At 45.7% G+C, this 22,477-nt stretch carries 15 protein-coding genes; 5 read left to right on the top strand and 10 right to left on the bottom strand.

The window, feature by feature from the left end; all coding sequences use genetic code 11:
• The first annotated feature begins 228 nt into the window (after window positions 1–228).
• Entirely contained in the window at window positions 229–3,354 is a 3,126-nt protein-coding gene (locus EYR25_RS13775) for an NAD(P)-binding protein (RefSeq protein WP_133180800.1), read from the top strand.
• A gap of 60 nt (window positions 3,355–3,414) precedes the next feature.
• Here EYR25_RS13775 and EYR25_RS13780 read toward each other — a convergent pair whose 3' ends face one another.
• The gene (locus EYR25_RS13780; protein ID WP_133180802.1) at window positions 3,415–5,082 is read right to left on the bottom strand and encodes a diguanylate cyclase; all 1,668 of its coding nucleotides are present in this window, start codon (window positions 5,080–5,082) and stop codon (window positions 3,415–3,417) included.
• 197 nt (window positions 5,083–5,279) lie between these two features.
• On the opposite strand from EYR25_RS13780, the gene EYR25_RS13785 reads away from it, so the two are divergent.
• Entirely contained in the window at window positions 5,280–6,131 is an 852-nt protein-coding gene (locus EYR25_RS13785) for a DMT family transporter (protein ID WP_133180804.1), read from the top strand.
• 59 nt (window positions 6,132–6,190) lie between these two features.
• Here EYR25_RS13785 and EYR25_RS13790 read toward each other — a convergent pair whose 3' ends face one another.
• From EYR25_RS13790 to EYR25_RS13800, 3 genes are all read right to left on the bottom strand, one after another.
• Window positions 6,191–6,730 (bottom strand): YfaZ family protein, encoded by a 540-nt coding sequence (locus EYR25_RS13790; protein WP_133180806.1) that lies wholly within the window; start codon window positions 6,728–6,730, stop codon window positions 6,191–6,193.
• Between the two features lie 163 nt (window positions 6,731–6,893).
• The gene (locus tag EYR25_RS13795; protein WP_133180808.1) at window positions 6,894–7,403 is read right to left on the bottom strand and encodes a GNAT family N-acetyltransferase; all 510 of its coding nucleotides are present in this window, start codon (window positions 7,401–7,403) and stop codon (window positions 6,894–6,896) included.
• A gap of 28 nt (window positions 7,404–7,431) precedes the next feature.
• Window positions 7,432–8,802 (bottom strand): magnesium transporter, encoded by a 1,371-nt coding sequence (locus EYR25_RS13800; protein ID WP_023265626.1) that lies wholly within the window; start codon window positions 8,800–8,802, stop codon window positions 7,432–7,434.
• A gap of 147 nt (window positions 8,803–8,949) precedes the next feature.
• On the opposite strand from EYR25_RS13800, the gene EYR25_RS13805 reads away from it, so the two are divergent.
• On the top strand, window positions 8,950–9,435 hold the full coding sequence (locus EYR25_RS13805; RefSeq protein WP_133180810.1) for a glutathione peroxidase: 486 nt from the start codon (window positions 8,950–8,952) through the stop codon (window positions 9,433–9,435).
• A 598-nt stretch (window positions 9,436–10,033) separates the two neighbouring features.
• Here the strand turns inward: EYR25_RS13805 and EYR25_RS13810 are convergent.
• The 5 genes from EYR25_RS13810 to EYR25_RS13830 form a co-directional block, all read right to left on the bottom strand.
• Window positions 10,034–11,827 carry a M1 family metallopeptidase gene (locus EYR25_RS13810; RefSeq protein WP_133182876.1) on the bottom strand — a complete coding sequence of 598 codons (1,794 nt, stop codon included), beginning with the start codon at window positions 11,825–11,827 and terminating at the stop codon, window positions 10,034–10,036.
• Between the two features lie 632 nt (window positions 11,828–12,459).
• Window positions 12,460–13,431, bottom strand: coding sequence for a PstS family phosphate ABC transporter substrate-binding protein (locus EYR25_RS13815; RefSeq protein ID WP_011626766.1), 972 nt, complete (start codon window positions 13,429–13,431; stop codon window positions 12,460–12,462).
• 226 nt (window positions 13,432–13,657) lie between these two features.
• Window positions 13,658–14,956, bottom strand: a complete 1,299-nt coding sequence (gene phoR / locus EYR25_RS13820; RefSeq protein WP_023265629.1) for a phosphate regulon sensor histidine kinase PhoR — start codon at window positions 14,954–14,956, stop codon at window positions 13,658–13,660.
• 80 nt (window positions 14,957–15,036) lie between these two features.
• A complete protein-coding gene (gene phoB / locus EYR25_RS13825) occupies window positions 15,037–15,726 on the bottom strand; it encodes a phosphate regulon transcriptional regulator PhoB (protein ID WP_011623460.1) in 690 nt (229 codons plus the stop codon).
• Between the two features lie 185 nt (window positions 15,727–15,911).
• Window positions 15,912–16,856, bottom strand: a complete 945-nt coding sequence (locus EYR25_RS13830; RefSeq protein WP_165953500.1) for a porin — start codon at window positions 16,854–16,856, stop codon at window positions 15,912–15,914.
• A gap of 292 nt (window positions 16,857–17,148) precedes the next feature.
• On the opposite strand from EYR25_RS13830, the gene rdgC reads away from it, so the two are divergent.
• Window positions 17,149–18,063 (top strand): recombination-associated protein RdgC, encoded by a 915-nt coding sequence (rdgC, locus tag EYR25_RS13835; RefSeq protein ID WP_133180814.1) that lies wholly within the window; start codon window positions 17,149–17,151, stop codon window positions 18,061–18,063.
• Between the two features lie 170 nt (window positions 18,064–18,233).
• Here the strand turns inward: rdgC and EYR25_RS13840 are convergent, their stop codons facing one another.
• Complete coding sequence (locus EYR25_RS13840) at window positions 18,234–20,045, bottom strand: M61 family metallopeptidase (RefSeq protein ID WP_133180816.1); 1,812 nt, start codon at window positions 20,043–20,045, stop codon at window positions 18,234–18,236.
• Window positions 20,046–20,185: 140 nt separating this feature from the next.
• On the opposite strand from EYR25_RS13840, the gene EYR25_RS13845 reads away from it, so the two are divergent.
• Window positions 20,186–22,348: a tetratricopeptide repeat protein gene (locus EYR25_RS13845; RefSeq protein WP_133180818.1), complete on the top strand. Its 2,163-nt coding sequence runs from the start codon at window positions 20,186–20,188 to the stop codon at window positions 22,346–22,348.
• Window positions 22,349–22,477: the final 129 nt, after the last annotated feature.

Here is a 22,477-nt window from a genome sequence, read left to right on the forward strand (position 1 = left end):
GACCCGTTTGCCTGAGCAAATTCGAGCTTTATAAGCAGTCAAATCCGAGCAAGTTGGATAACCTCCAACTTGCTAATTAAACTAAGTTATCCTCTATCCCTTCTGTTTTAATTCAATTGTAAAATCAATAGGCTAATAAGCTGATTTGCCCTATGCTCTTTAGGGTTTACTCATGCCTTAGTCGGCAAAACTACATTACACATCTTTACGGGTTTAAAGGATGATCCCATGGAAAAACAACGCCCCGATTTTATCTATCCCCCAGGCAGTATGTTGATGCACTCGCCCTTAGTGTTGAATAAAGCCGATATGTACGGTTTTTTTCTCAAGGGAAAGCTTGTCAACCTTCAGCGCTCTATCGATAAAACACTCAATCAAGTGGCCGGAAGTGCCATGTACTTTAAAGTGCTATCGCCCTACGTACTGACAACTTTTACCCAAATCGAGAAAGCCTATTCAGAAGACCCAACCGACTGGGCTAAAGGTTGGATCCAAGAAACCGACATCATCACTTGGGTCATGGTCGGTCGCCAAGACAATAGCAACAGTGCATCGATCAGCCATGTGTATTTTCAGCCACTGCATATTTGGGTAAATGATGCGATGGCTCTGATCAATGGCCGCGAGTTATTCGGTTATCCTAAGTATTTGTGTGAATACACTATGCCCGCGGTTGGTGAACCATTAACTCGCCTCTCCTTGGCCACAAAGAGCTTCTTACACTTTAGCCCTGACACTGAGCTTGCCATGCACCCGCTGATTGAGGTGAATTGCAATGCCAAGCCCGAGGCGCAGCTCACCACGCTAGAAGCCATAGCCCAAACTTGGCAACTCTTTAAAGAGCAAACGGATTTTATTCCAGAGCTGGATAAGCTCGGTGAGGAGCAACTATTTCATTTGCTGTTCAAACCAGCCATTGACCAAGTGTTTTTAAAGCAGTTTCCGGATGCTTCAGGCCAAAAAGCGGTTTATCAGGCGATTACTGCGGCGCCGGCACAAGTCAATAAAGTGCACAGTGTCGCCCTATTGGAAAATGACTTTGTCGCCACTATTTTTGATAACGCTAGCTTCCCACTCAAAGAGACCTTAGGCGTCGAGGTTGGCGAGCAGCATGTATTACTGCCCTACCATGTGAACTTTGACTTTGAAGTGCCACCTGGCGAAGTACTGGTCGATAACTCTGAAGTCAAAAAACAAAAAATTGCCATTCTCGGCGGAGGTGTCGCCGCCATGACCGCCGCCTGTTATCTCACCGACAGACCCGGCTGGCAGAATCAATATGAGATTGATGTCTATCAATTAGGCTGGCGTATCGGCGGCAAGGGCGCAAGTGGCCGTAATGCCGCGATGGGGCAACGGATTGAAGAGCATGGCCTGCATATCTGGTTTGGTTTTTACCAAAATGCCTGCGCCTTAATGCGTAAAGCCTATGAAGAACTAGACCGCCCGCCCGAAGCGCCGCTGGCGACCTTCTTTGATGCCTTTAAACCCCATAATTTTATTGTGCTACAGGAAGAAATTAATGGTCGCTCCGTTAGCTGGCCAATCACCTTTCCAACACTCTCAGGGATCCCAGGAGATGGCACCGAAACCTTAACCTTTTGGAAGGTAGTTAAGGCCGCCTTTGCTTGGATAAAAGAATGGCTAAAGGACATGGACTCCCTACTGGAGGCCGATGAAAAAGCCATGGCGACACCGAAAAACTGGCTCGATACCAGCTGGTTTGAACGACTTAAGGATAAGTTAGAGGATTCGGTAGAAGATGCGATGGAATCCCTCGACGCTCTAGGTGACAAGCTAGAATGCCATTTTAATCAAATGATTGGCCGTGAATGCGATGAACATGTCCACAGCGAGAGTGACGATGGTTTGGTCGAGTCCGCCGTCGATGCCCTGCACCAAAGGCTAGTTAAACGCTTTAGCGACCATTTAGATACTAACGATGATTTGCGCCATCTGTATATTGCCGTCGACTTAGGCTTAACCATCTTAAAAGGGATGTTTGCCGATGATGTGTTTGAAAAGGGTTTCGATGCCATCAACGACTACGATTACCGCGAATGGTTAATCAAACACGGTGCGAGTCAAAAATACACGGTCGACAGCGCGCCAGTGCGCGGTTTTTATGATCTGGTGTTTGCCTACGAAAAAGGCAATTTTGACAAACCGAATGTCGAAGCAGGCACCATTATCCGCTCTATGCTGCGTATCGCCCTGTGTTATCAAGGCGGGATTATGTGGAAAATGCAAGCTGGCATGGGAGATGTGGTCTTTACCCCCTACTATGAAGTGTTGAAACGGCGCGGGGTTAATTTCCACTTTTTCAATCGTGTCGATAATTTAGAATGTCGCAATAACAGCATTCAAGCGATTGAAATCACTGAGCAAGTTGCTCTGGCACCTTCGGTCAAAGAATATAATCCACTCGTGGATGTGAAAGGCTTAGCCTGCTGGCCAAGTACCCCCAATTACGATCAGCTCGAGCCTGAGCAAGCCGCATTGCTAAAAGCCCATGATATTAATCTTGAGCACTTCTGGAGCGATTGGGACAATCTATACGAGGCGCAATTTGGTCAGGCGCTGCCGAAAAAACGTCTGCAAAAAGGCGTGGACTTCGACAAAGTGATTTTTGGTCTGTCTCTTGGGTCTGTCCCCCATGTGGCGAGTGAGGTCGTGGCGCAGAGTCCGGCGCTCAAAACCTGTGTCGACAAAGTACAGACAGTCGCGACCCAAGCCTATCAACTGTGGATGAATCAAGATCTTAATGGTATTGGTTGGCCAAATTATTCTGAGGATGGCGAGCAGCCTGTCTTATCGGGCTTTACCGAGCCCTTCGATACGTGGGCATCAATGGACCAATTGCTCGATAAAGAAGACTGGCGCGGCCTAGAGCCTAAAAATGCCAGTTATTTCTGCTCAGCTTTACCCGTGGATGCCTATCCTCCAAGCACGGATATCGGTTTCCAGCAGCGAAAAACCGCCGAAGCTAAGGCTGGCGCCATCAACCAGCTCAATACGGAAATTCATAAGCTGTGGCAGCATGTTGGCGACACCTTCCCCTGGGAATGGTTGCACGATGAACAAAACCGCCAAGGCGAAGCGCGATTCGATAGCCAATATTGGCGCGCCAATGTGGATCCTTCGGAGCGTTATGTCTTGTCCGTTAAAGGCAGCTCACAATATCGGATCACCACGGATGGCACAGGTATCGACAATCTGTATATGACGGGTGACTGGATTAAAACCGGTCTCAATGCCGGTTGTGTCGAGGCCGCTACCATGGCGGGCATGCATACCGCTAAAGCTATCTGCGGCCATCCGGCGATTATCAAAGGCGAAAAAGACTTCGCCTAAATGCAAAGGGGCTGCGTTATGGAGCCCCTTTTTAGTCCAAATCTTTGAATGTGTTCAAGCTCAGAGAGAAGCTATCTCTCCTGCGCGGCTATCGGCGTATTCTTGGCGACGTTTTTCCATTCGCGATTGATATAAGTTGCTATCGGCGCAGCGCAGCCATTCGTGGGGATCAGACACATCACTATTGATGGCAAAGCCAAAACTAAACTGACAATCCTTTAAGCCTTCGGCGGCAAATTGCGCCGTTAATCCCTTTAAGCTGCTGGTTAAGGTCCCCATGCCATTTGCAGGTAGAATGAGCACAAACTCATCGCCGCTGATCCGGTAAATCTTAAGGTGAGCAATGTTGGTCGCCTGCAAAAACTGTACTAGATTTTGCAGTAAACGGTCCCCTTCCTGATGCCCTAAGGTATCGTTCACCATTTTAAGGCTGTCGACATTGAGCAGCACCAACGCCGTTGGTTGTACAACCTTATTGGCAAAGGTTAATTGCGAATTCATATATTCATCAAAAGCATAACGATTGCCCACCCGGGTTAAACCATCGAGTCGGGCCTTCTCCCAGGCTATGCCTAGCTCTTCAATATGGGCATTACGCTCTTCGGCCAACAGTTTAAGTTTGTTCGCTAATGCAAGGGATAACAGCAGAGCATCCACAGTGCCACCCAGCAGTGTCGCAAACTCGGCATGTTCAATAAAGTCAGGGGTGATCCCCATATTGCCCGGTAAGATAATTACCGCGGGCAGTAGCAAACAGCTAAAGGCCATAATGAAATAGCGAGCGGGGGCAAAGCCTTTCATCAAGCACACATTGCCACAGGTGATCGCTAGCGCAATCCACAGCATGATTAAGACTGAGGCAATAATCGCGGTATAGGGCAATAACCAAATACTAGTCGGCAAGGCTAAAACACACGCAACTAATAAGTATTGGCTCAGCCTCCATAATCGGGGCGAATAGCTAGGCAACTGTAAGAAGTGCTTGTAGAACATGATGTTAAATATCGGCAAGCTGATAAAAAACAGATGATGTAATTCAAGCTGATGGAAGTTAAATAGATGCGCTGGTAAATGGAAGGTCAGTGCCCAGCCACCAAAATAGATCAATACATAAAGACCATAATATAAAAATGCCTTATCTAAAATTGATATGTAAATCAGTAGATTGTATAGAGCGATAAAGAGCAATCCCCCTAAACAAATCAGTATCGCCATGGCCACACGGTCGTTGGTTAACTGGTGTACTTCTTCCGACTCTATCGCCAATTCAGGGGCGGAGGAATAATAGCGGCTACTGAGCCGAGTCACTAACCAATAATCAGTCCCCATATTCAGTCGTACTTTACGGCCGTAATCGAATAAAAATTCATAGGGCGCATAGTAACCACTGTGGGCCGTTTGCACAGAGCCATCACTGCCAAGTAACCAATAATCAACGGATTCTACAATCGAATTACTGGCATCCACCACCCAATGGCTTTGGCGACTATTGACCATGACGGGTGATACCATCCAATAATCACCACCCGAAAGGCTAACTGAGTTAGCCTCTGTCAGTTGTCCCATCCACAGGGTCACGTCATTAAAATGTTCGGGAGGAAGCTGTTTCGCATCAGCATGAAATAAGTAGGGGGAATCCAACGCAATTTCAGCGCTATGGGCAAACGGACTAAATGTCCAAAGAAGCAGCAAAAAGCACCAAAAATGTTGCAAGTTAGGTTTACTCATAGGTATTTAAGTTTATATACCAGCGTCTCATTCCACGCAGAAAATCAATTTAAAGTGTTAACTTTATGACTACATTTTATTTTTTACAATTGATTAGACTAAATTAGTCGGCAATTGGGTGCCTTATGATGATATTTTAGTCGTTAACTTAAGGGACAACACCTTAGCCTCAATATCAGACGTTCACTTGGATACCTATGGCACCATTATTGATGATTTTAGCTGCACAATTATTGATTGCCAGCGGCAACCTATTGGTAAAATTACTTGAAACTAATGCGCCCGTATTTCAACTTGTGCTTTATCGCCAATTATTTGCCACGCTTTTGGTGCTTCCCTTTGTCTGGCGTTTACAGTGCAATCTCAAATTAAGTCCCTTTTACAAGGTGCATTTAAGTCGAGCGCTATTAATCGGCTTAGGCAATGCCATCTTTATGTTGGCGGTATTGCATCTGCCCCTGGCAACAGTCACCGCGGTCATTTATACCTCACCATTATTACTGTTGTTATTGTCCGCTTTCTTTTTAAATGAGCGTATTGGTTATCGTCGCACCGTTGCGGGGATTATTGGTTTTACGGGCATTTTGCTGATAAGCCAACCGACAGAATTTAACCTCTACATTGGCTTGGCCTTTTTTGGTGCCATGACTTCGGCAACAAACAGCCTGATTTTGAAGGCATATTCAACCCATGAGCATCCCTTTTCAACACTCTTTTGGTCTAATGCCTTTGCGATGGTTTTTCTGATACCGGCAACTTGGTACGAAGGCGCCGACTTTAGTCTCCCCGTCGCACAGGTTGGCCTGACCTTAGGGCTGTTTTATATCGGTATGACCTACCTCATCATCCACGCCTATCGGCTCGCCGATGCAAGCCAAATGGCCCCTGTGGAATATACAGGCCTTATTTTTGCCGCATTGTTTGGTTGGTGGTTTTTAGATGAACACTTAAGCATTGTGGTCTGTACTGGCATTGGGCTGGTGATTTTTTCCTCCATCCTGCCAAGCTACAGTGAACTGAAAGCCAAATGGAAAAGCCGGCGAAGTTAACCTTGGCCGGCTTTGAAATCGAAGTGGCCGCAGTGTAGGCCACTCAATAAAGGCGAGATTTAGAAGCGGAATTTACCGCCGATATAAACGCCATCTTCGAAGGTGAAATCACGGGCATTATCGTATTCAAAGGCAATCTTACGGTAACCCACATAAAGCGCCATATTGGGGTTGATATTGTATTGCACCTTAGAATCCAACTCGTATTGACCATCGACATTACCGAAAGACAATACCGATGGCGCATAGTAAGCGGCGGCATGCAAAGAGATATTTGGCCCTAACGCTAAGGCATAACGACCGCCCACTGACACAGTACTGCCATTTGGCGCATCGTCTGCCCACAATTGGCTTAACTTAGCACCGACTTCAAAATGATGCACGCCCGCATCGTGGGTCATGTGCATTGCGCCTTGGGCAATATGACCGCTGTCGTCTGAATAAATATATCCTAATACTGCATTGACATCTTTATTCACTTGCAGCTCTAACTCAGTAGAAACCACATCGTTGTTTAACCCAAGATTAAATTCTGACGCATTCACCTGCAGTGCGGCTGCACTCAATAATAAGACACTTGCTACTCTGAACTTAGCCATAAAAACACCTCAATAATGACTGTGGGTAATGGCGCGGATCATACCGAATAAAAAAAGAAAATCTGCATATTTAGCTAAGAGTCGCGAAGATTTTTGAATTTGAAACCAAACAAAAACCGGTAAGAAACATCAACAAAACCCAAATTAAACAAGTCGAAAACATTTAGGGTGCAGGCAGCCGATCTCCAACTAAAGATTGCATTATGCCGTCGATATCGACACTTTCCTGTAAGGCTAAGTAATACCAACCCACGGTATTCCCCGTACCTCTAATACTTAAATAGTTCCGCCAAAAGTGAAATCCGGCCTTGAGTAAATTCACTCGACTGGCGTTGTTTTCCTCTCGAATGGTGGCAAATAACAGGGCAATCCCCTGCGCTTTAGCCACTTCAATCCGCTTAAGGGTAAGCCCTTGGGCTATGCCACGGCGGCGGTACAATGGCGAGACCACCAGATAACCGAGTTCCCCCACAGGGCCAGAACCCGCCTTAATCGCCGCGCAGCCAACCATCTCACCCTCGAGGGTTTTCGCCAATATCACGGCGCGGGACTGAGCAAAGGACTGATGGTCGAGGGGATGCGCGTTATCATCCCGTTGATCGATTAAGGCCGCTGCAACCGCCAATTCGGCTGCGTTTTGGCAAAGGACAAATTGAATATCGTTTTGATTCATACCAATGAGTTAAACAAGTTAAAGCCACTTAGAGATACAGTATCGTCGCCATGCCGAGAAAAGTGAAAAAGCCCACTACATCGGTCACTGTAGTTAAAATCACCGAGCCAGAGAGCGCCGCATCTTGGTTAAATCGCTGCAAAACCATAGGGACAAACACCCCTGCCAACGCCGCGACTGCCATATTGATCAAAATCGCGCAGCCTATCACTATGCCTATAGTGCTGTCGGCAAACCACCAGCCCGATACCAGTCCAATCACAATCGCCCACAGGGTACCATTGACTAAGCCAATGCCTAACTCGTTCTTCATTAACGAGAATAAGTTACCCGCAGAGATCTGCCCCATCGCCATACCGCGGATCATCAAGGTAAGCGACTGACTGCCGGCAATCCCGCCCATGGATGCGACTATCGGCATCAACACCGCAAGTGCCACCACTTGAGATAAGACGTTTTCAAATAATCCAATGGTGGCCGAGGCTAAAAATGCCGTGAGTAAGTTAATCCCTAACCACACAGCGCGGCGCTGCGCACCTTTGATGATAGGAGCGAATAAGTCGTCGGACTCATCCATACCCGCGGTCGCCATTAATTGCGCTTCGTAATGTTCACGCACTAAGGCGGTCGCGGCCCTTAGGGTGACACGGCCAATTAGCTCCCCCGCCTCATCAATAACGGGTAACTCAATTTCACGGCTATGTTCTATCGCCTCGGCGGCATCGAGTAGCGTGGTATCCGCGGTTAACGCACGACTGTCTTCCGATAGCAGTGAAATCAGTGGCTCGGAGGGATCATGCTTAAAAATATCATAACGCCTTACCGTACCTAGGTATTTATCCGCCTCATCGACAATAAATAAATTATCGTTACAGTCGAGTTCAATTCGCCTGAAAAACCGCTGCGCCTGAGCCACAGTCGCCTTATCGCTGAGCACTAACATTTGATGATCGGTATAACGACCAATTTCGTTTTCCGAATATTGGTCGTACAACTCAAAGCGCTGCCGCTGACGTTCGCCCATTTGTGCTAAGGCGCGGTCGGTAAAACTTTCGGGGAGATAATCACTCCACTCAATCAAATCCTCAGGACTGAGCTGCGCAAATAGCAGATCCACCTCATTGTCGGGCATCTGCTTTAGGATGCCCATACGCGGATCGGCGCGCATTAAACTCAGCACCGTCACACGGTCACTAAACTCAACCTGTTGCCAACGCTCGTAACGCTCGTCTAAGGGTAAGGACTCCAGCACTAAGGCAACCGTGCCAGGCTCAGCTTCATTTAAGATTTCACTGAACACCTCAGCCTGTTCTTCACCTTCAACTTCAGTGAGTTGTTGAACAACCTGCCCAACATCGGCCTGTGTGTTTGTTTCGTATTCGGCTTCATGTTCAGTCACATAAACGCCCTTCTGCTGAGATAAAAATTAGCGTAACTATATTGATATTGAAGAAGATTAGCAAATACGCAAAATAAATTGCGCACAAATTGATTGATAACAACTTAATTGTTATTTATGCTAATCATCACAACTAAGGAGGTAATGATGACATCGACTATCTATAGCCACAGCGCAAACGACATTCAAGGCAATCCAACGGCACTAGCGCAATATCAAGGCAAAGTAATTTTAATTGTAAATACCGCCAGTGAGTGCGGTTTTACACCACAGTACAAAGGCTTAGAGGCGCTTTATCAAAAATATAAAGCACAGGGATTTGTGGTTTTAGGCTTCCCATGCAATCAGTTTGGTGCCCAAGAAAAAGCCGATGAGAAAGGCATCCAAAGCTTTTGTGAACTCAACTTTGGCGTGAGTTTTCCCCTATTTTCAAAAATTGAGGTAAACGGTGAGCATACTCACCCTTTATACCAGTACCTTAAAAAAGCGGCACCAGGCGTATTAGGCACAGAACGGATTAAGTGGAATTTCACTAAATTCTTAATTAATCGTCAGGGCGAAGTGGTGGCTCGCTTTGCGCCAACCACAAAACCAGAGGCCATTAGTGACAAGATAGAAACGCTTTTAAAATAATCCGCACGCTATCTCATTGAAACTTTACTATTAAATAAAAAGTTAAGTTATTTTTTATTTTCGATGGAACTTTAATTCTATAAGCCCCTCAAACATATTGAACAGCGAATGTCTTTTTCATGTTCATCATTCTCCCTGGGGCTTCTAGCGCGGCCCCCTTGACCTAGGAAGAGGTCACTAGGCAACCAATTGGTTGCCTTTTTTTATGTCTATGTTTTATATGTAAAATAAATGTAACCATTCCCCAGTAACTTAATTTGCTGACGCCTGCAAGGCAAAAATAATTTTAAAATTTTTTAGCTGCAAACTGAACTTTATCAAAAGGCCTTAGTCTGACTATATGTAAGGATTAACAAATCCGCTTTAATGCAGAATTGATTGCTAAATGAAAACGTTAGCAAAGGATTAAATGGATTAAATATGCCGTTTAATTTAATGAAACAGTTTCAAGTTATTGCATAGAGTCGAATTGGTTGGTCGTTCATCATCATCTCCCTTTTGGGAAGCAATCGAATACACGCTAGCGCACTGCATTCCTTTGTCTCCTACCTTGATTCTTTTATGGCAACCTTAGGTTGCCATTTTTTTTAGCTCCATTTTATCCCTTCAACATCCTATCCAATTGCACTTGAATCGAAGGATGGTATCCCGCCCGCGCACTGGCATAGATTTGTTGTAACTCAGTGTGATAGCCGGCAACCTGCAATTCGGCATAAAGTGGACGGACAAACTTGCCGCGGCCAATGCGCTGTAAGTAAGCACTTAAGGCGGGTAACACAGGGTCATAATGATTGCGGATAGCGACCCTAAACCAATCGCAGGCAATTTCAGCATTAGTAGACTCGGTAAACTTAAAGCTATCGTCCAAATCCATCAGTTGTACCTGCGGCACCACTTCGGGTAATTGGGTCAAAAAGTATTGCCAATGATGAACTCGCCAACCTTTTACCTTAAGCTCGCTGGCCGCTTTGCCCTTTAAGAAATCATCCAAGGCGCTATCCACTTTATCTAAACTTCGCGATGTGGGCCCTACATAAGCTTGAGGCAACCCTTCACCATAAATCCATTCCAGCAGTTCGGCTTCACTTATCTTATCCGGATAGGCTTCGACTAAAGCCACTTTTGCATATTCGACAAACACTTCGGTGGTGATCGCCTTAAAGGCGAAGTGCTGCACATAGGCAAACAGAAACTTATCGAACTCGGCTCGCCCGAGGCGATGTTCCAACTCATGGACGAACATCGAAGCCTTATCGTAAGTAAAACGGTTAAAAGCTAAGTTAGGATCGGCGTGCTGCACATTGGCTGGCAACGTTTGCCGATGGAGCGGTAAAACGGCCATTTCTTCTTTTAAACGACCAAATTCAATAACCCATTCCAGCTCAGCCTGCTCCTTGCCATAGACTTCTTCGACAATCCGATTGGTAAAATAGGTCGTAAAACCTTCATTTAGCCAGAGATCGCGCCAAGTGGCGTTACTGACCAGATTGCCCGTCCACGAATGTGCTAACTCGTGGGCGACCGTCGACACTAAACTTTTATCCCCCGCAATCAGAGTCGGGGTTAAAAAGGCTAAACGCGGGTTTTCCATGCCACCGAAAGGAAAACTTGGTGGCAAGATGATCATGTCATAACGCTCCCACGCATAAGGCCCTAAGAGTGACTGCGCCACATCCAGCATATGTTCGGTATCGGCAAACTCTGTTGCTGCGGCCTCTAGCATGCACGGCTCGGTATACACACCGCTGCGCGGACCTATGGCTTGAAAGGCTAAGTCACCCACCGCTAAAGCTAGCAAATGGGTGGGAATGGGCTTTTCCATCTCGAATAGGAATTGCCCCTCGAGCGGCGTATCAGGGTCGTTCATTGCACTCATCACGGCGCGCATGCCCTTTGGCACTTCAACGTGCGCATCGAAGGTGATCCGCACCTTTGGCGAATCCTGCAAGGGGATCCAACTGCGGGCATTAATGGGCTGAGACTGGCTAAAGAGATAAGGCAATGCTTTGCCCGCCGTCTGTTCAGGCATAAGCCACTGCAACCCTTCAGCTTCCGGTGAGGTTTGGTAACGAATATAGATTCGTTCGCACTGCGTTTGGGGTAACTGGATGACTAATTTCTGCCCGAGAATGTCATCGGCCGCATCTAGATGAAATACCAGCGCGGCTTCATCAGTCGTTACCGATAAAATGCTTAAATCGCGACTATCGAGCCATAGCTCACCAACCTTTGCTTCAAGATAGTGCAGTGAAAGAATCGCTTCCCCAAGCAGAGTACGAGTCGCAAAGTCGACTTTTAGCGCGAGGGATAAGTGTGTGACCTGCACTTGATCGCTATTAGCAAAGGAATGGTAATCGCGGGTTAAATCCCATGTTGCGGGTGCAATTGGCATTTGCTGGTTTTCTAAAGGTATCACTTAGCTAACCTGTGAAGAGTAAATTATCTAGTCATATTATCGGACGCTGATTTACCGACGCGCAATCGAATAAAGCTTTTCCCACATCCTCATTTTGTAACAATGCTTGAATCCAAGTCTTGCCATAATCAACTTTAGTTAACTTATAAAATTAAAATTTACATATTTTTCAACGCATAAAGGTTCTAATAAAAAATATTTTCAAAAATTTTCTATTTTTGCTGAACTAATTTCTCGCCCTTGAGTCAGATATTATGAACCGAATCTTTGCAATGAGTTTCTTCGTTCATCATCATTCTCCTTTAGATGGTTTCTAGCGCGACCGTCCCCGGATTCCGAATTGGAATTTACAGCAACCTTATTAGGTTGCTTTTTTTATGTCCTTTTATACCAATCACATTAAATATCTAATCAGTTCAGAGCTTTCGCCTTGTCTAAAGCCCGTTTAACTCCCGCTGAATGAACAGATATTTAATACGATTGGTATTACAGTCGTCAGCGCCAGTCAGCAATCTCCCAAAATGATAACCCTCTACTGAAGTTGGTAGTTTAGGGCCCAAAAACAAAAAGGGCCTCCGAAGAGACCCTTAAGGTTTAGCGATTAAGAATTACAGGCGGATGCCTAACTGTTCTAAATCTTTAGCAACTACGCTCTTAGGCAGAGTCACATAACCGTCTTTTTCTACCACTTGCTGACCTTGCTTAGACAGCACATAACGGATGAATTCTTTTTCCATTGGTGCTAAGTCTTTGTTTGGTTGCTTGTTCACGTATACATATAAGTAACGTGATAATGGGTAAGTACCGTTAGCGGCGTTTTCTGCAGTCGCTTCGATAAACTCGTTACCTTTCTTCGCGATAGCAACGGCTTTCACGCCAGCAGTTTTGTAACCGATACCTGAGTAACCGATAGCGTTCAGTGATTGAGACACTGACTGAACCACTGAAGCAGAACCAGGTTGCTCGTTTACGTTGGCCTTGAAGTCACCTTTACACAGGGCGTGCTCTTTGAAGTAACCGTAAGTGCCTGATACTGAGTTACGACCGTACAATTGTACGTCTTTTGCTGACCAATTACCGTCAAGACCTAACTCGCCCCAACGTTGGATGTCGCTGCTACCACACTTGTGAGTAGAAGAGAAAATACCGTCAACTTGTTCAACAGTTAAGCCTTTGATTGGGTTATCTTTGTGTACGAATACCGCTAAAGCGTCAATCGCAACACGAACTGCAGTTGGCTTGTAACCGTAGTGTTTTTCGAAGGCTTCTTCTTCGTTAGGCTTCATTTTGCGGCTCATTGGGCCGAATTGTGAAGTACCTTCAGTTAATGCTGGTGGCGCAGTAGAAGAACCCGCAGCTTGAATTTGGATGTTTACGTTAGGGTACATCTGTTTAAATTCTTCAGCCCACAGAGTCATCATGTTGGCTAAAGTATCTGAACCAACAGATGATAAGTTGCCTGATACACCACTTGCTTTCTCGTAAGTTGGCAGAGATTGATCAACAGATGCCATTGCAGTGGCAGAGAATACACCAGCGGCTGTGAGGGTCATCGCGCCGACAAGCTTTTTCAGTTTCATTATGTGCTCCAGTAATAAGCTAACTAATTTCTAACTTAAGTTTCTTCAGACGCAGCCAGTATCAATCGCTACAATGACAATTCTATGTCCAAGATGTGACACTTAGATGACAAAACACATTTTTCGCATTTTTTTGAAAAAAACCTCGCATTGTTAAAGTGTCAAAAGCAAAACAGGCCATAATGGCCTGTTTTATATGTAAAAATAATATGCGTTTCTTTGACAATTATTTTTTGCGTTCAATCAAATGGGATGGGATCACAAAGCTAAAAGTACTGCCTTTACCCAATTCACTGCTGATATTGAGCTCACTGTGGTGGTGACTCAGGGCATGTTTCACAATAGCTAAACCAAGGCCACTGCCACCGGTTTGCCTTGAGCGCGCACTGTCGACACGATAAAAGCGCTCGGTTAAGCGGCTAATATGCTGCGGCGCGATCCCCTCACCCGTATCAGTCACACTAAAGAGGCCACCGGTTGCCACACTACGCCATTGCACGGTAATTTTGCCGCCGGGCTCTGTGTAGCGAATCGCATTCGAAATCAAATTAGAACAAGCACTTCGAAGCTGCAGCTCATTGCCATGGGAATTAAGTCCCGCCTCACAGTGGAAGCTTAGCTCGTACTTGTCCTGCGCCAGCGCCTTAGCCTCTTCCTTTAAGACTTCCATCAACTGCGCCATGTTTACGGTGTTTTCAAGGTTGATATCCGCCGCATCTTCGATGCGTGATAACACCAACAGTTGCTCCACCATCGACTGCATTCGCCGCGTTTGCTGCTGCATTAAGGCTAAGGGCTTGGCGTTCATCGAACCGGGTTCTGCCATGCTTTGCATCATCTCTAAATAACCCTGCAATACTGTGAGCGGGGTTTTCAGTTCGTGTGACACATTAGCGACAAATTCTTTACGCATGCCTTCGAGTTGCCTTATCCGTGTAATATCGCGGGCAATGAGCAATAACTGCCGATCGCCATAGGCCATAATACGGATTTCGAGCAGTCTTCTATCGGATACGGGCGAGGCCAGCTCTAAGGGATCTTTATATTTTCCGGCTTTGATATAGGCCGAAAAATCAGGATGGCGGATCAAGTTATCGATGCGTTGACCATTATCCTGTGGCCAGACAAAGCCTAATATCAGCTGAGCTAACCTATTGCACCATAAGATATTGTGCTCAGAGTCGAGCACGACTGCCGCATCGGGCAAGGCCTCGGCTCCTTGACGAAAACGTCCTAGCAAGGCGGCTAGTTGGCCCACACGACGACGGTTTTTGCCCTGTAGACGGTATATGCCGTTAAACACCCCTTCCCAACTGCCACTGCCTTGGGGAGGCGTTAATTTTCTATCTCGCCATAACCAAAAATTGAGACGTGCTAACTGACGGTAATGCCAGAACACGAGTCCTAGCAATCCAATGATAAGTATCCAGAGGGGTTTCCCTACCAATAAACCAATTAGCAAACAAAGCAGTAAAAACACCGCTAAGCGCGAAAACAGCCGGTACCCTGAATAAGAGTCGAACATAAATAAACCCAGACATCAGGCTAAATAGGAGGAGCACAAGATAGCGTAAAAGCTAACCTGTGCCTATCTCTTATTTGGCACTAAATGCGTGTAGAGAAACGATAACCTGCACCACGAACCGTTTGAATGAGGCGATCATGCCCCGATTCTTCAACTGCTTTACGCAGCCGACGGATATGCACATCCACGGTTCTGTCTTCTACATACACATTGGTTCCCCAAACGTTATCGAGCAGCTGTTCGCGGCTGTAAACACGTTCAGGGTGTGTCATAAAGAAGTGTAATAAACGGAATTCCGTTGGCCCCATATCGAGTACGGTATCGCCAACACTCACCCTGTGGCTCACTGGGTCGAGTAACAATCCTTGTACATCTATGGTTTCTTCGAGGCGGGTCGGCGCGCTACGGCGCAATACAGCCTTGATACGTGCCACCAGCTCCTTGGGTGAAAAAGGTTTAGTGATATAGTCATCGGCGCCCACTTCGAGGCCCTTAACCTTATCTTCCTCTTCACCACGAGCGGTTAACATAATAATAGGGATCTGACGGGTAAACTCATCCTGCTTGAGGCGTTTGGCCAATTGAATACCACTTCCACCAGGAAACATCCAATCCAACAAAATCAGATCGGGGTAAGGCTCCTTTAGCAGCGCAATGGCCGAATCAAAATCTTCCGCCGCAGAGGTTGTAAACCCATGCTGTTCCATTACAAAAGTCAGCATCTCGCGGATGGCTAACTCGTCTTCTACTATCAATATCCTTGCAGTCATAAGTGATTTTCTGTCAGTGAATGTCAACACGACTATTATTAGTCATTTTTATTACAGATTTATGAATTAGCATGTCACTTGAGCAATATTGTCGCGATAATTGTCATATTAAGTTTATATAACTGTTTGTTTATCGCAATAAAAAAGGAGGCCTAAGCCTCCTTAATTCAACCTTAACACTGAGATTAGAACTTGTGTTCTAAACCAATACCGATGTATTTGTCATCATCAGCATTCGCTTCTAAAGAGCGGTTAGTATAGAAAGCAAACACTTTCGTTGGCTTACCTAAGCTGTAGTCCGCACCCACTGACCATGAATCACCTAAGTCTTCCATGTCTTGGTATTGTGCTTTTAAGGTCACAGCGTTGATATCGTAAGCAGCGCTTAACAGGTAACCATTCACGCTGTCAGCGTCCACTGGTAAAGCGTTTTTGTAGGTTTGTTCCTGTTGTTGGTACATACCACCTAAGGTTAAGTCAGCGATTTTACCTTGTACCGATGCACGCATGATTTTGTAACCTTTTACGTCAGAATCGTAAGCGATAGCGGCGTAGAAAGGTGATTTTTTCAGTTTAGCGTCACCGTACATAGCGGCTAAGCTGAAACCATCTTGGGCTTGTTGGTCAGCATCGCCTTCAGCTGCGTAAGTTGCACCGAATACGAAGCCACCGATTGAAGGTGTCAGGTAAGTTGCAGTTTGACCTAAACGGTTTTCACCTTTGAACAGGCTCTTTAAGTCACCTGATAAATCGTTGAACTGGTCAACGTTACCTTGAGAGATCTTTAACAGAGTGTCGTTACGACCAACAGAGAAAGAACCAAATGCACCTTTTAAACCAACGAATTGGTTACGGGCTTTGAAGTTGTCGCTTGTTGCAGAGCCAGTATCAACTTCGTACTCTACTGTGTAGAACGCTTCCAGCGAGCTAGACAGTTCGAAATCACCCTTCACACCAAAACGAGAAGCATTACTCTGAATAGTTGTTGTAGAATCACCTTTCTCATCGTTTGATTGAGCGGTAACGTTCAACTTACCATAAACAGTCAGTGGCTCAGCGGCATAAGCAGAAGCCAGAGTTGTAGAAGCTAGCGCAGAAGCAAGTAGAGTTTTACAAAAAACGTTCATCATTTAATCCTTTCGACGTTATGTTCGTCTTGGTTATTGGTTTGGAACGACCGAAAGTTTGCAATGAATCTGTTTCAGTTTTATTTCAATTGTGACAACTTGGGTCAGCCACCACGAAACCGCACTTCCCCTCAAAGATAAAACCTAGGCATACCAAGGGCTGCAGGCATATTTTTTTCAATGTTACATTTTGATGAATTCTGCAACCGAGGCAAAATTTAACGATTTAAGGTAGGTTTACCCCGCTGCAACTATGCCGTAAACTGCGACTTTATTTTTCCAATGAGCGCATCTTATGTGGTTTAAAAATCTTACTCTTTACCGTTTCAATAAACCTTTTTCCATCGAAACAGAAGCACTTGAAACCGCACTCGCCGATTTCACATTCTCCCCGTGCGGCAGTCAAGACGTCAGCAAATTTGGTTTTTCCAATGCCTTAGGTAAACAGGGCAGCACCTTAGTGCACAGCGCCAACAATCGTCATCTTATCTGTGTGACGAAAGAAGAAAAAATTCTGCCTGGCCAAGTGATTAAAGAATCATTAGAAGAAAAAGTGGCGCAAATTGAAGACGAAGAAAATCGTAAACTCGCCAAAAAAGAAAAAGATGCGCTTAAAGATGAAATCATCACTAGCCTATTGCCACGCGCCTTTTCGCGTCGCAGCCAAACTCGTGCGCTGATTTTACCTGAGCTGGAAATGATCTTGGTCGATAGCTCTAGTGCCACTAAAGCCGAAGAATTATTAGCCTTATTACGTAAGGCCTTAGGCAGCTTGCCTGTGATCCCATTAAGCTTTAAAGCGCCAGTTGAATCCAATCTCACACAATGGTTAAAGGATGGCTGCGCCCCCTTACCCTTTGAAATGCAAGATGAAGCCGAGTTAAAATCGGCCGCCGATGACGGCGGTATCGTGCGCTTTAAGCAGCAAGATTTGAAAGAAGACGAAGTACTTGCCCACCTCGAAACCGGCAAAGAAGTGCATAAACTCGCCCTGCACTTTGGCCAATCGATTGCGCTACTGCTGCAATCCGATGCCAGCGTAAAACGCTTAAAATTCTCCGAAGAATTTAGAGCGGGTAATGATGAGCTAGGGAATGAAGATCCAATGGCACGCCTCGATGCCGACTTTGCCTTAATGGGCAGCGAGTTAGTGGCGCTGATGCACGCACTGGTTTCAGCATTAGGTGGCCTTGAAGAAACTCAAGCTTAAGTTTTAAGGGCTCACATTAAACAAAAGCTCAAACGATCTGATACTTAAAAAGAAAGGCGCCGCAGTGGAAGTTCATTGCGGCGCCTTTTTAGTCTCTATGACAGAAATAACACGTTGGCAGCGATTCGAGTGAGCTAACCTAAAGTCCACTCACTCAAATCGCAAACGAACTAGCTTTTCGTCAGCAGTTCACCTTTATTATCGAACGGCCAATCAATGCCAAGCCAGGCTTTGAAGAAGGCTTTTTGCTGCTTAGTCGCCTTTGCATCGCCTTTTAGCACTAGCTTACCGCTTTGCTTCTCGCCTAAGGTTAACGCCACCTGCTTGATTTTGTCGTTGTTAAATAAAGTGATTTCAACTTTATCTCCCACTTTAAAGTCTTTGATGCGCTTATCAAAACCTTGCGCAGTCACCTTTAAGCCATTAATCGCGAGGATCTCATCCCCTGCCACAATACCAGCCTGCCAAGCGGGGCCATTACGCAAGACTTGAGAAAGCACCAAAGAGCCATGTTCGCTGCTTAAGGTCATGCCCGTAAAAGGCTCAGCTTTAGAGTCTTTACCGTAGGACATCACTAATCCCGCCTGAGACAACAGGCTTGAAAACTCAAGGCTCAGCGGACTATTCACATGGCTCTGCCACCACGGGCCATAGTCTTTACCCGATAAGTCCTTCAGGATCTGCTTTACATCACTCACAGTGTAACCCTTAGGCACGCGGTAATCCTGATAGAGTTTACGGTGTACGTCGCGGTATGAATGGGCAAGATTCGAATCCGTCAGCAGAGAAAAATCCAGTGCCAATGAGGCTAAATAACCTTCGGAGTAAATATTCACACTGTGGTTGATGGCATAATCACCACCCGTGCTGCTCCACTCCCCTAAACTGGCTTCGGCAACGGATTGAATTTCGCGCCCCGGTGTTAGCTCACTCTTCTCGATGCGTTTGGCGAGATCTTCTAAAAATTCCTTAGGCGTCATCACACCTGCACGCAGCAATAACTGACCTTGGAAATAACTGGTCGATCCCTCGGCAATCCACAAAAGTTCGGTCATGTTTTCATGCTGATAATCGTAAGGGACCAAACCCGCTGGACGATAGGCTTTCACGTTCCAAGTATGAATAAACTCATGGGACGCCGTGCTTATAAAGCGTAGGTAATCCTTACGCTCGCGAAAACTAAAGCGCGGCAGTTGAATAACCGTCGAGTTTAAGTGTTCGGTCGCGCCGCCCGCACCACTGGTGGCATGGACCATATACACATAACGATCAAAGGGGTAACCATCCCAAATCGCCTTGGCTTGACCACTCAATGCGGTTAAGTCTTTCACCACCTTATCGGCATCGTAGTTGCCTTCGCCCCAAAACACGAGTTCATAGTCTTTGTCGTTGGCGCTGAATTGCTTGTGGAGACTCACTCCTGTTTCGATAGGAGAATCAATCAGTACGTCATAGTTAGGGGCAACGAAAGAATGCGCAGTGTTACCTGATGACATGCCGGAATAACTCTGCCAATGTTCGGGAACCTTTAACTGCACGGCCACAGGGTCTGTCCGAAATTGCGGGCTATACATAAATACGCCACTGGCATCGAGATAAGCGTGGCTCGCATCGATATGGCGTACACGTTGACCTAATTCATTGGCGTAGAGTTGATAACTCACAGTCACACTGACGGGTTTATCGAGGGCTATTTGCCACTCGCCACTGGCGCTACGTTTCCATGGAAGACTGTTACCTTGACTGTCTTTCGCGCTAAATAAACGCACACCATCGGATAGGGGTAACACTTGATATTTCCCCGTACGCCACACGGGAAGATTAACCGTCAACTCACCCGCGTTAGCTTCGGGAAAAGTCACACTCACCTGCGCAAGGTGATGTTCTGGCTGGCTTAAATCAATTTTATAATCCACATCGGCTAAAACAGTTGTCGAACCTAATGCACTTAATATCAAAACAGATAATCTACTGGGTTTCACTCTGACTTCCTTCCGTCTTCTGTTATTATGCTTCTTATATTTTTTCCAAGTATAACAAGTCGATGTAGCATCCTCATTAGGCGCTAACAAAAGCTAACAAAATAAGTTCCTTGACTTAGGGAATATAGGGCCACCTACACATGCGTAAACTCATTGTTATTTTCGTGACCTTGTTGATGTCAATTTCGTTTCAAACAAGGGCTGCCGATCTCGAAGCCGAAGAAATAGAATTGCGTGAAACGCCACAGAAGATGTACGACAGGCTTAATCAATCCCTCTCTTTTCCTATTGCCTTTAAGAACCGCGAACAGTTTGAGCGCGCCGCCAAGGAACAAGGTTATAGCAGTGAAGAGTTCGAACATATTTTGCAGTTACTGGCGCGATTGAATATGGAGCCGAATGTAAAATCTAAGGTCGGGTTTCAAGACGCTAATACCCTTATCGAACTGCTTGCAAGCATAGCGCAAACGCCCTTTCAACAAGCGACTGTCGCCATGCTAAAAGGCCGCTATATTGGCCGCACTGAACAAAAATACCAAGAGGCCATCGCCTTTTATAATGAGGCACTGACACGGATTAACGACAGTTACGATGTCGAGTCCATGCTGCTTAAGCACACCATTCATGAACACTTAGGCGGTCTACACCTCGTTATCCGCCAAGATGTGCCTGCCTTAATGCATTTTCATACCTATCGCGATATCGCCTACAAGCTCAGGAACGATTATTTGATTGCGGCGGCCGAGTCAAAACTCGGGCATTATTACAATAAAAATCAACAACTCACTAAGTCATTACAGCACTATAGCGAAGCGATTCGCTTATCTAATCGCTCCAATTATCCTTCGATGAAAACCCATTTGCAGTTGCAACTGGCCAAGGTTTATCGCGATTTAAAACAATGGGATGAAGCGTTAAAAAACGCCCATGAGGCCGCCGCAGGCTTTAAAAAACTGGGCAACGACACTTATTTATCAAGCTGTATGACAGTGATCGCTATGGTGTATGGCGAACAAGGGGATTGGAACCGGGCCATTGATTACTATCTCAACGCTCAACAGCTTGATGCTAAACGCGGCAACTACATTGCCCAGGGACTTAACTTTCATAATTTAGGCCAAGCCTACTCGCACCTAAATGATGAAACCAATGCCCTTAAGTATTTGCTTATGGCAAACAAAGTGTTTGTGGAAAAACAAAGTCATCATTACTTAGTTTATAACGAGTTACTGATCGGCGAGGTAGCTCAATCCAAGGCTGATTGGCCACTCATGATGAGCCACTCCGAAAATGCCTTGGCCTTAGCAACGGATTTAAATTTGCTTGATGAGCAAAAATCGGCATTGACGCAAATCGCCCTCGCGGCAGAAAAAATGCAGGATCAAACCAAAGTCATCAGCACTCAAAAGCGCATCATAGCGTTAAATCAAACCGCTAAAAATACAGCTAACGATCCTGCTGTCGCATCTTCGGTTTTGGCCGAGCAGCAACTAAAGCTCGAACTCAGTATGCTACAAAGCAAACTGAATGACGCTGTTGAAACCACTAAAAATACCAACAAATTACTCGCTTTTAGTGGCTTGATTGCGACCATTTTGCTTGTGGGTATCGTAATATTACTCATCCAACGTCGCAAAAATAGCCGTCAAAATGAGGCCTTAGTTAAATTAAGTTTGCAGGAGCCCTTCACTTCCCACCAAGGCTATGCTGCGCTGTTAAAGGATCTCGCTCCAAACCCAGTAAATTCGCCCACAACCGCCCTCGCCCTGATCGAATTTGGTGAGCATGTGAGCACCGACCTGAATCATGGTCAATATTTTGCCAATGCGATTACCCAGCAATTAACTCAGCACATCGGCGATTGCCTTTTAATGCCAGTATATGTGATCCGCCAAGGGCTATTTGCAGTAAGATTTACAGAGGTTATTGAGCCGCCGCAAATGTTACAAACATTGCGTCGATATCTTGATGGCAAAGACATAAACTTTAACTTCAATATTGGCTTTATCAATTTGCCACTGCTAGCCAAAGCAGAAATTAAAATCGACCCTAAATTGCTCTTTGAAACAGTACAAATGGCATTAGCTGGCGCTAGGAGCTTACCTTGCGATGCTAGCCATTATGTCAGTCTGAGGGCCTTAGATTTTGTGCCACCCACTCTCTTTGCCAATCCTTTATTCTTGCATTTGGAAAAGGGAATTGAACGCGGCCTCATTAGAGTCGAAACAAATGTAGCAAAAGAAGATATTGTTTGGCCTTGCTGGGAAAATAACCAAGTCAGACATTTATTAGAAAATATTTGATCAATATCGACAATTAATCACCATGGTAAGAGCAAAGCAATTTGCACTCTACAACCATTGTTATAACATTAGAAGCATGTGAGTTTACCGCTAATCTGGACAGAGGACGTCATGCTTGTTAGCCCTGCA

Source organism: Shewanella decolorationis (genome assembly GCF_004354305.1).
GTDB classification, from domain to species: Bacteria; Pseudomonadota; Gammaproteobacteria; order Enterobacterales; family Shewanellaceae; genus Shewanella; species Shewanella decolorationis.

Coding starts and splice junctions, on each gene's coding strand:
- EYR25_RS13775 (WP_133180800.1), top strand. CDS start 229: ATGGAAAAACAACGCCCCGATTTTATCTATCCCCCAGGCAGTATGTTG.
- EYR25_RS13780 (WP_133180802.1), bottom strand. CDS start 5,082: ATGAGTAAACCTAACTTGCAACATTTTTGGTGCTTTTTGCTGCTTCTT.
- EYR25_RS13785 (WP_133180804.1), top strand. CDS start 5,280: ATGGCACCATTATTGATGATTTTAGCTGCACAATTATTGATTGCCAGC.
- EYR25_RS13790 (WP_133180806.1), bottom strand. CDS start 6,730: ATGGCTAAGTTCAGAGTAGCAAGTGTCTTATTATTGAGTGCAGCCGCA.
- EYR25_RS13795 (WP_133180808.1), bottom strand. CDS start 7,403: ATGAATCAAAACGATATTCAATTTGTCCTTTGCCAAAACGCAGCCGAA.
- EYR25_RS13805 (WP_133180810.1), top strand. CDS start 8,950: ATGACATCGACTATCTATAGCCACAGCGCAAACGACATTCAAGGCAAT.
- EYR25_RS13810 (WP_133182876.1), bottom strand. CDS start 11,827: ATGCCAATTGCACCCGCAACATGGGATTTAACCCGCGATTACCATTCC.
- EYR25_RS13815 (WP_011626766.1), bottom strand. CDS start 13,431: ATGAAACTGAAAAAGCTTGTCGGCGCGATGACCCTCACAGCCGCTGGT.
- phoR (WP_023265629.1), bottom strand. CDS start 14,956: ATGTTCGACTCTTATTCAGGGTACCGGCTGTTTTCGCGCTTAGCGGTG.
- phoB (WP_011623460.1), bottom strand. CDS start 15,726: ATGACTGCAAGGATATTGATAGTAGAAGACGAGTTAGCCATCCGCGAG.
- EYR25_RS13830 (WP_165953500.1), bottom strand. CDS start 16,856: ATGATGAACGTTTTTTGTAAAACTCTACTTGCTTCTGCGCTAGCTTCT.
- rdgC (WP_133180814.1), top strand. CDS start 17,149: ATGTGGTTTAAAAATCTTACTCTTTACCGTTTCAATAAACCTTTTTCC.
- EYR25_RS13845 (WP_133180818.1), top strand. CDS start 20,186: ATGCGTAAACTCATTGTTATTTTCGTGACCTTGTTGATGTCAATTTCG.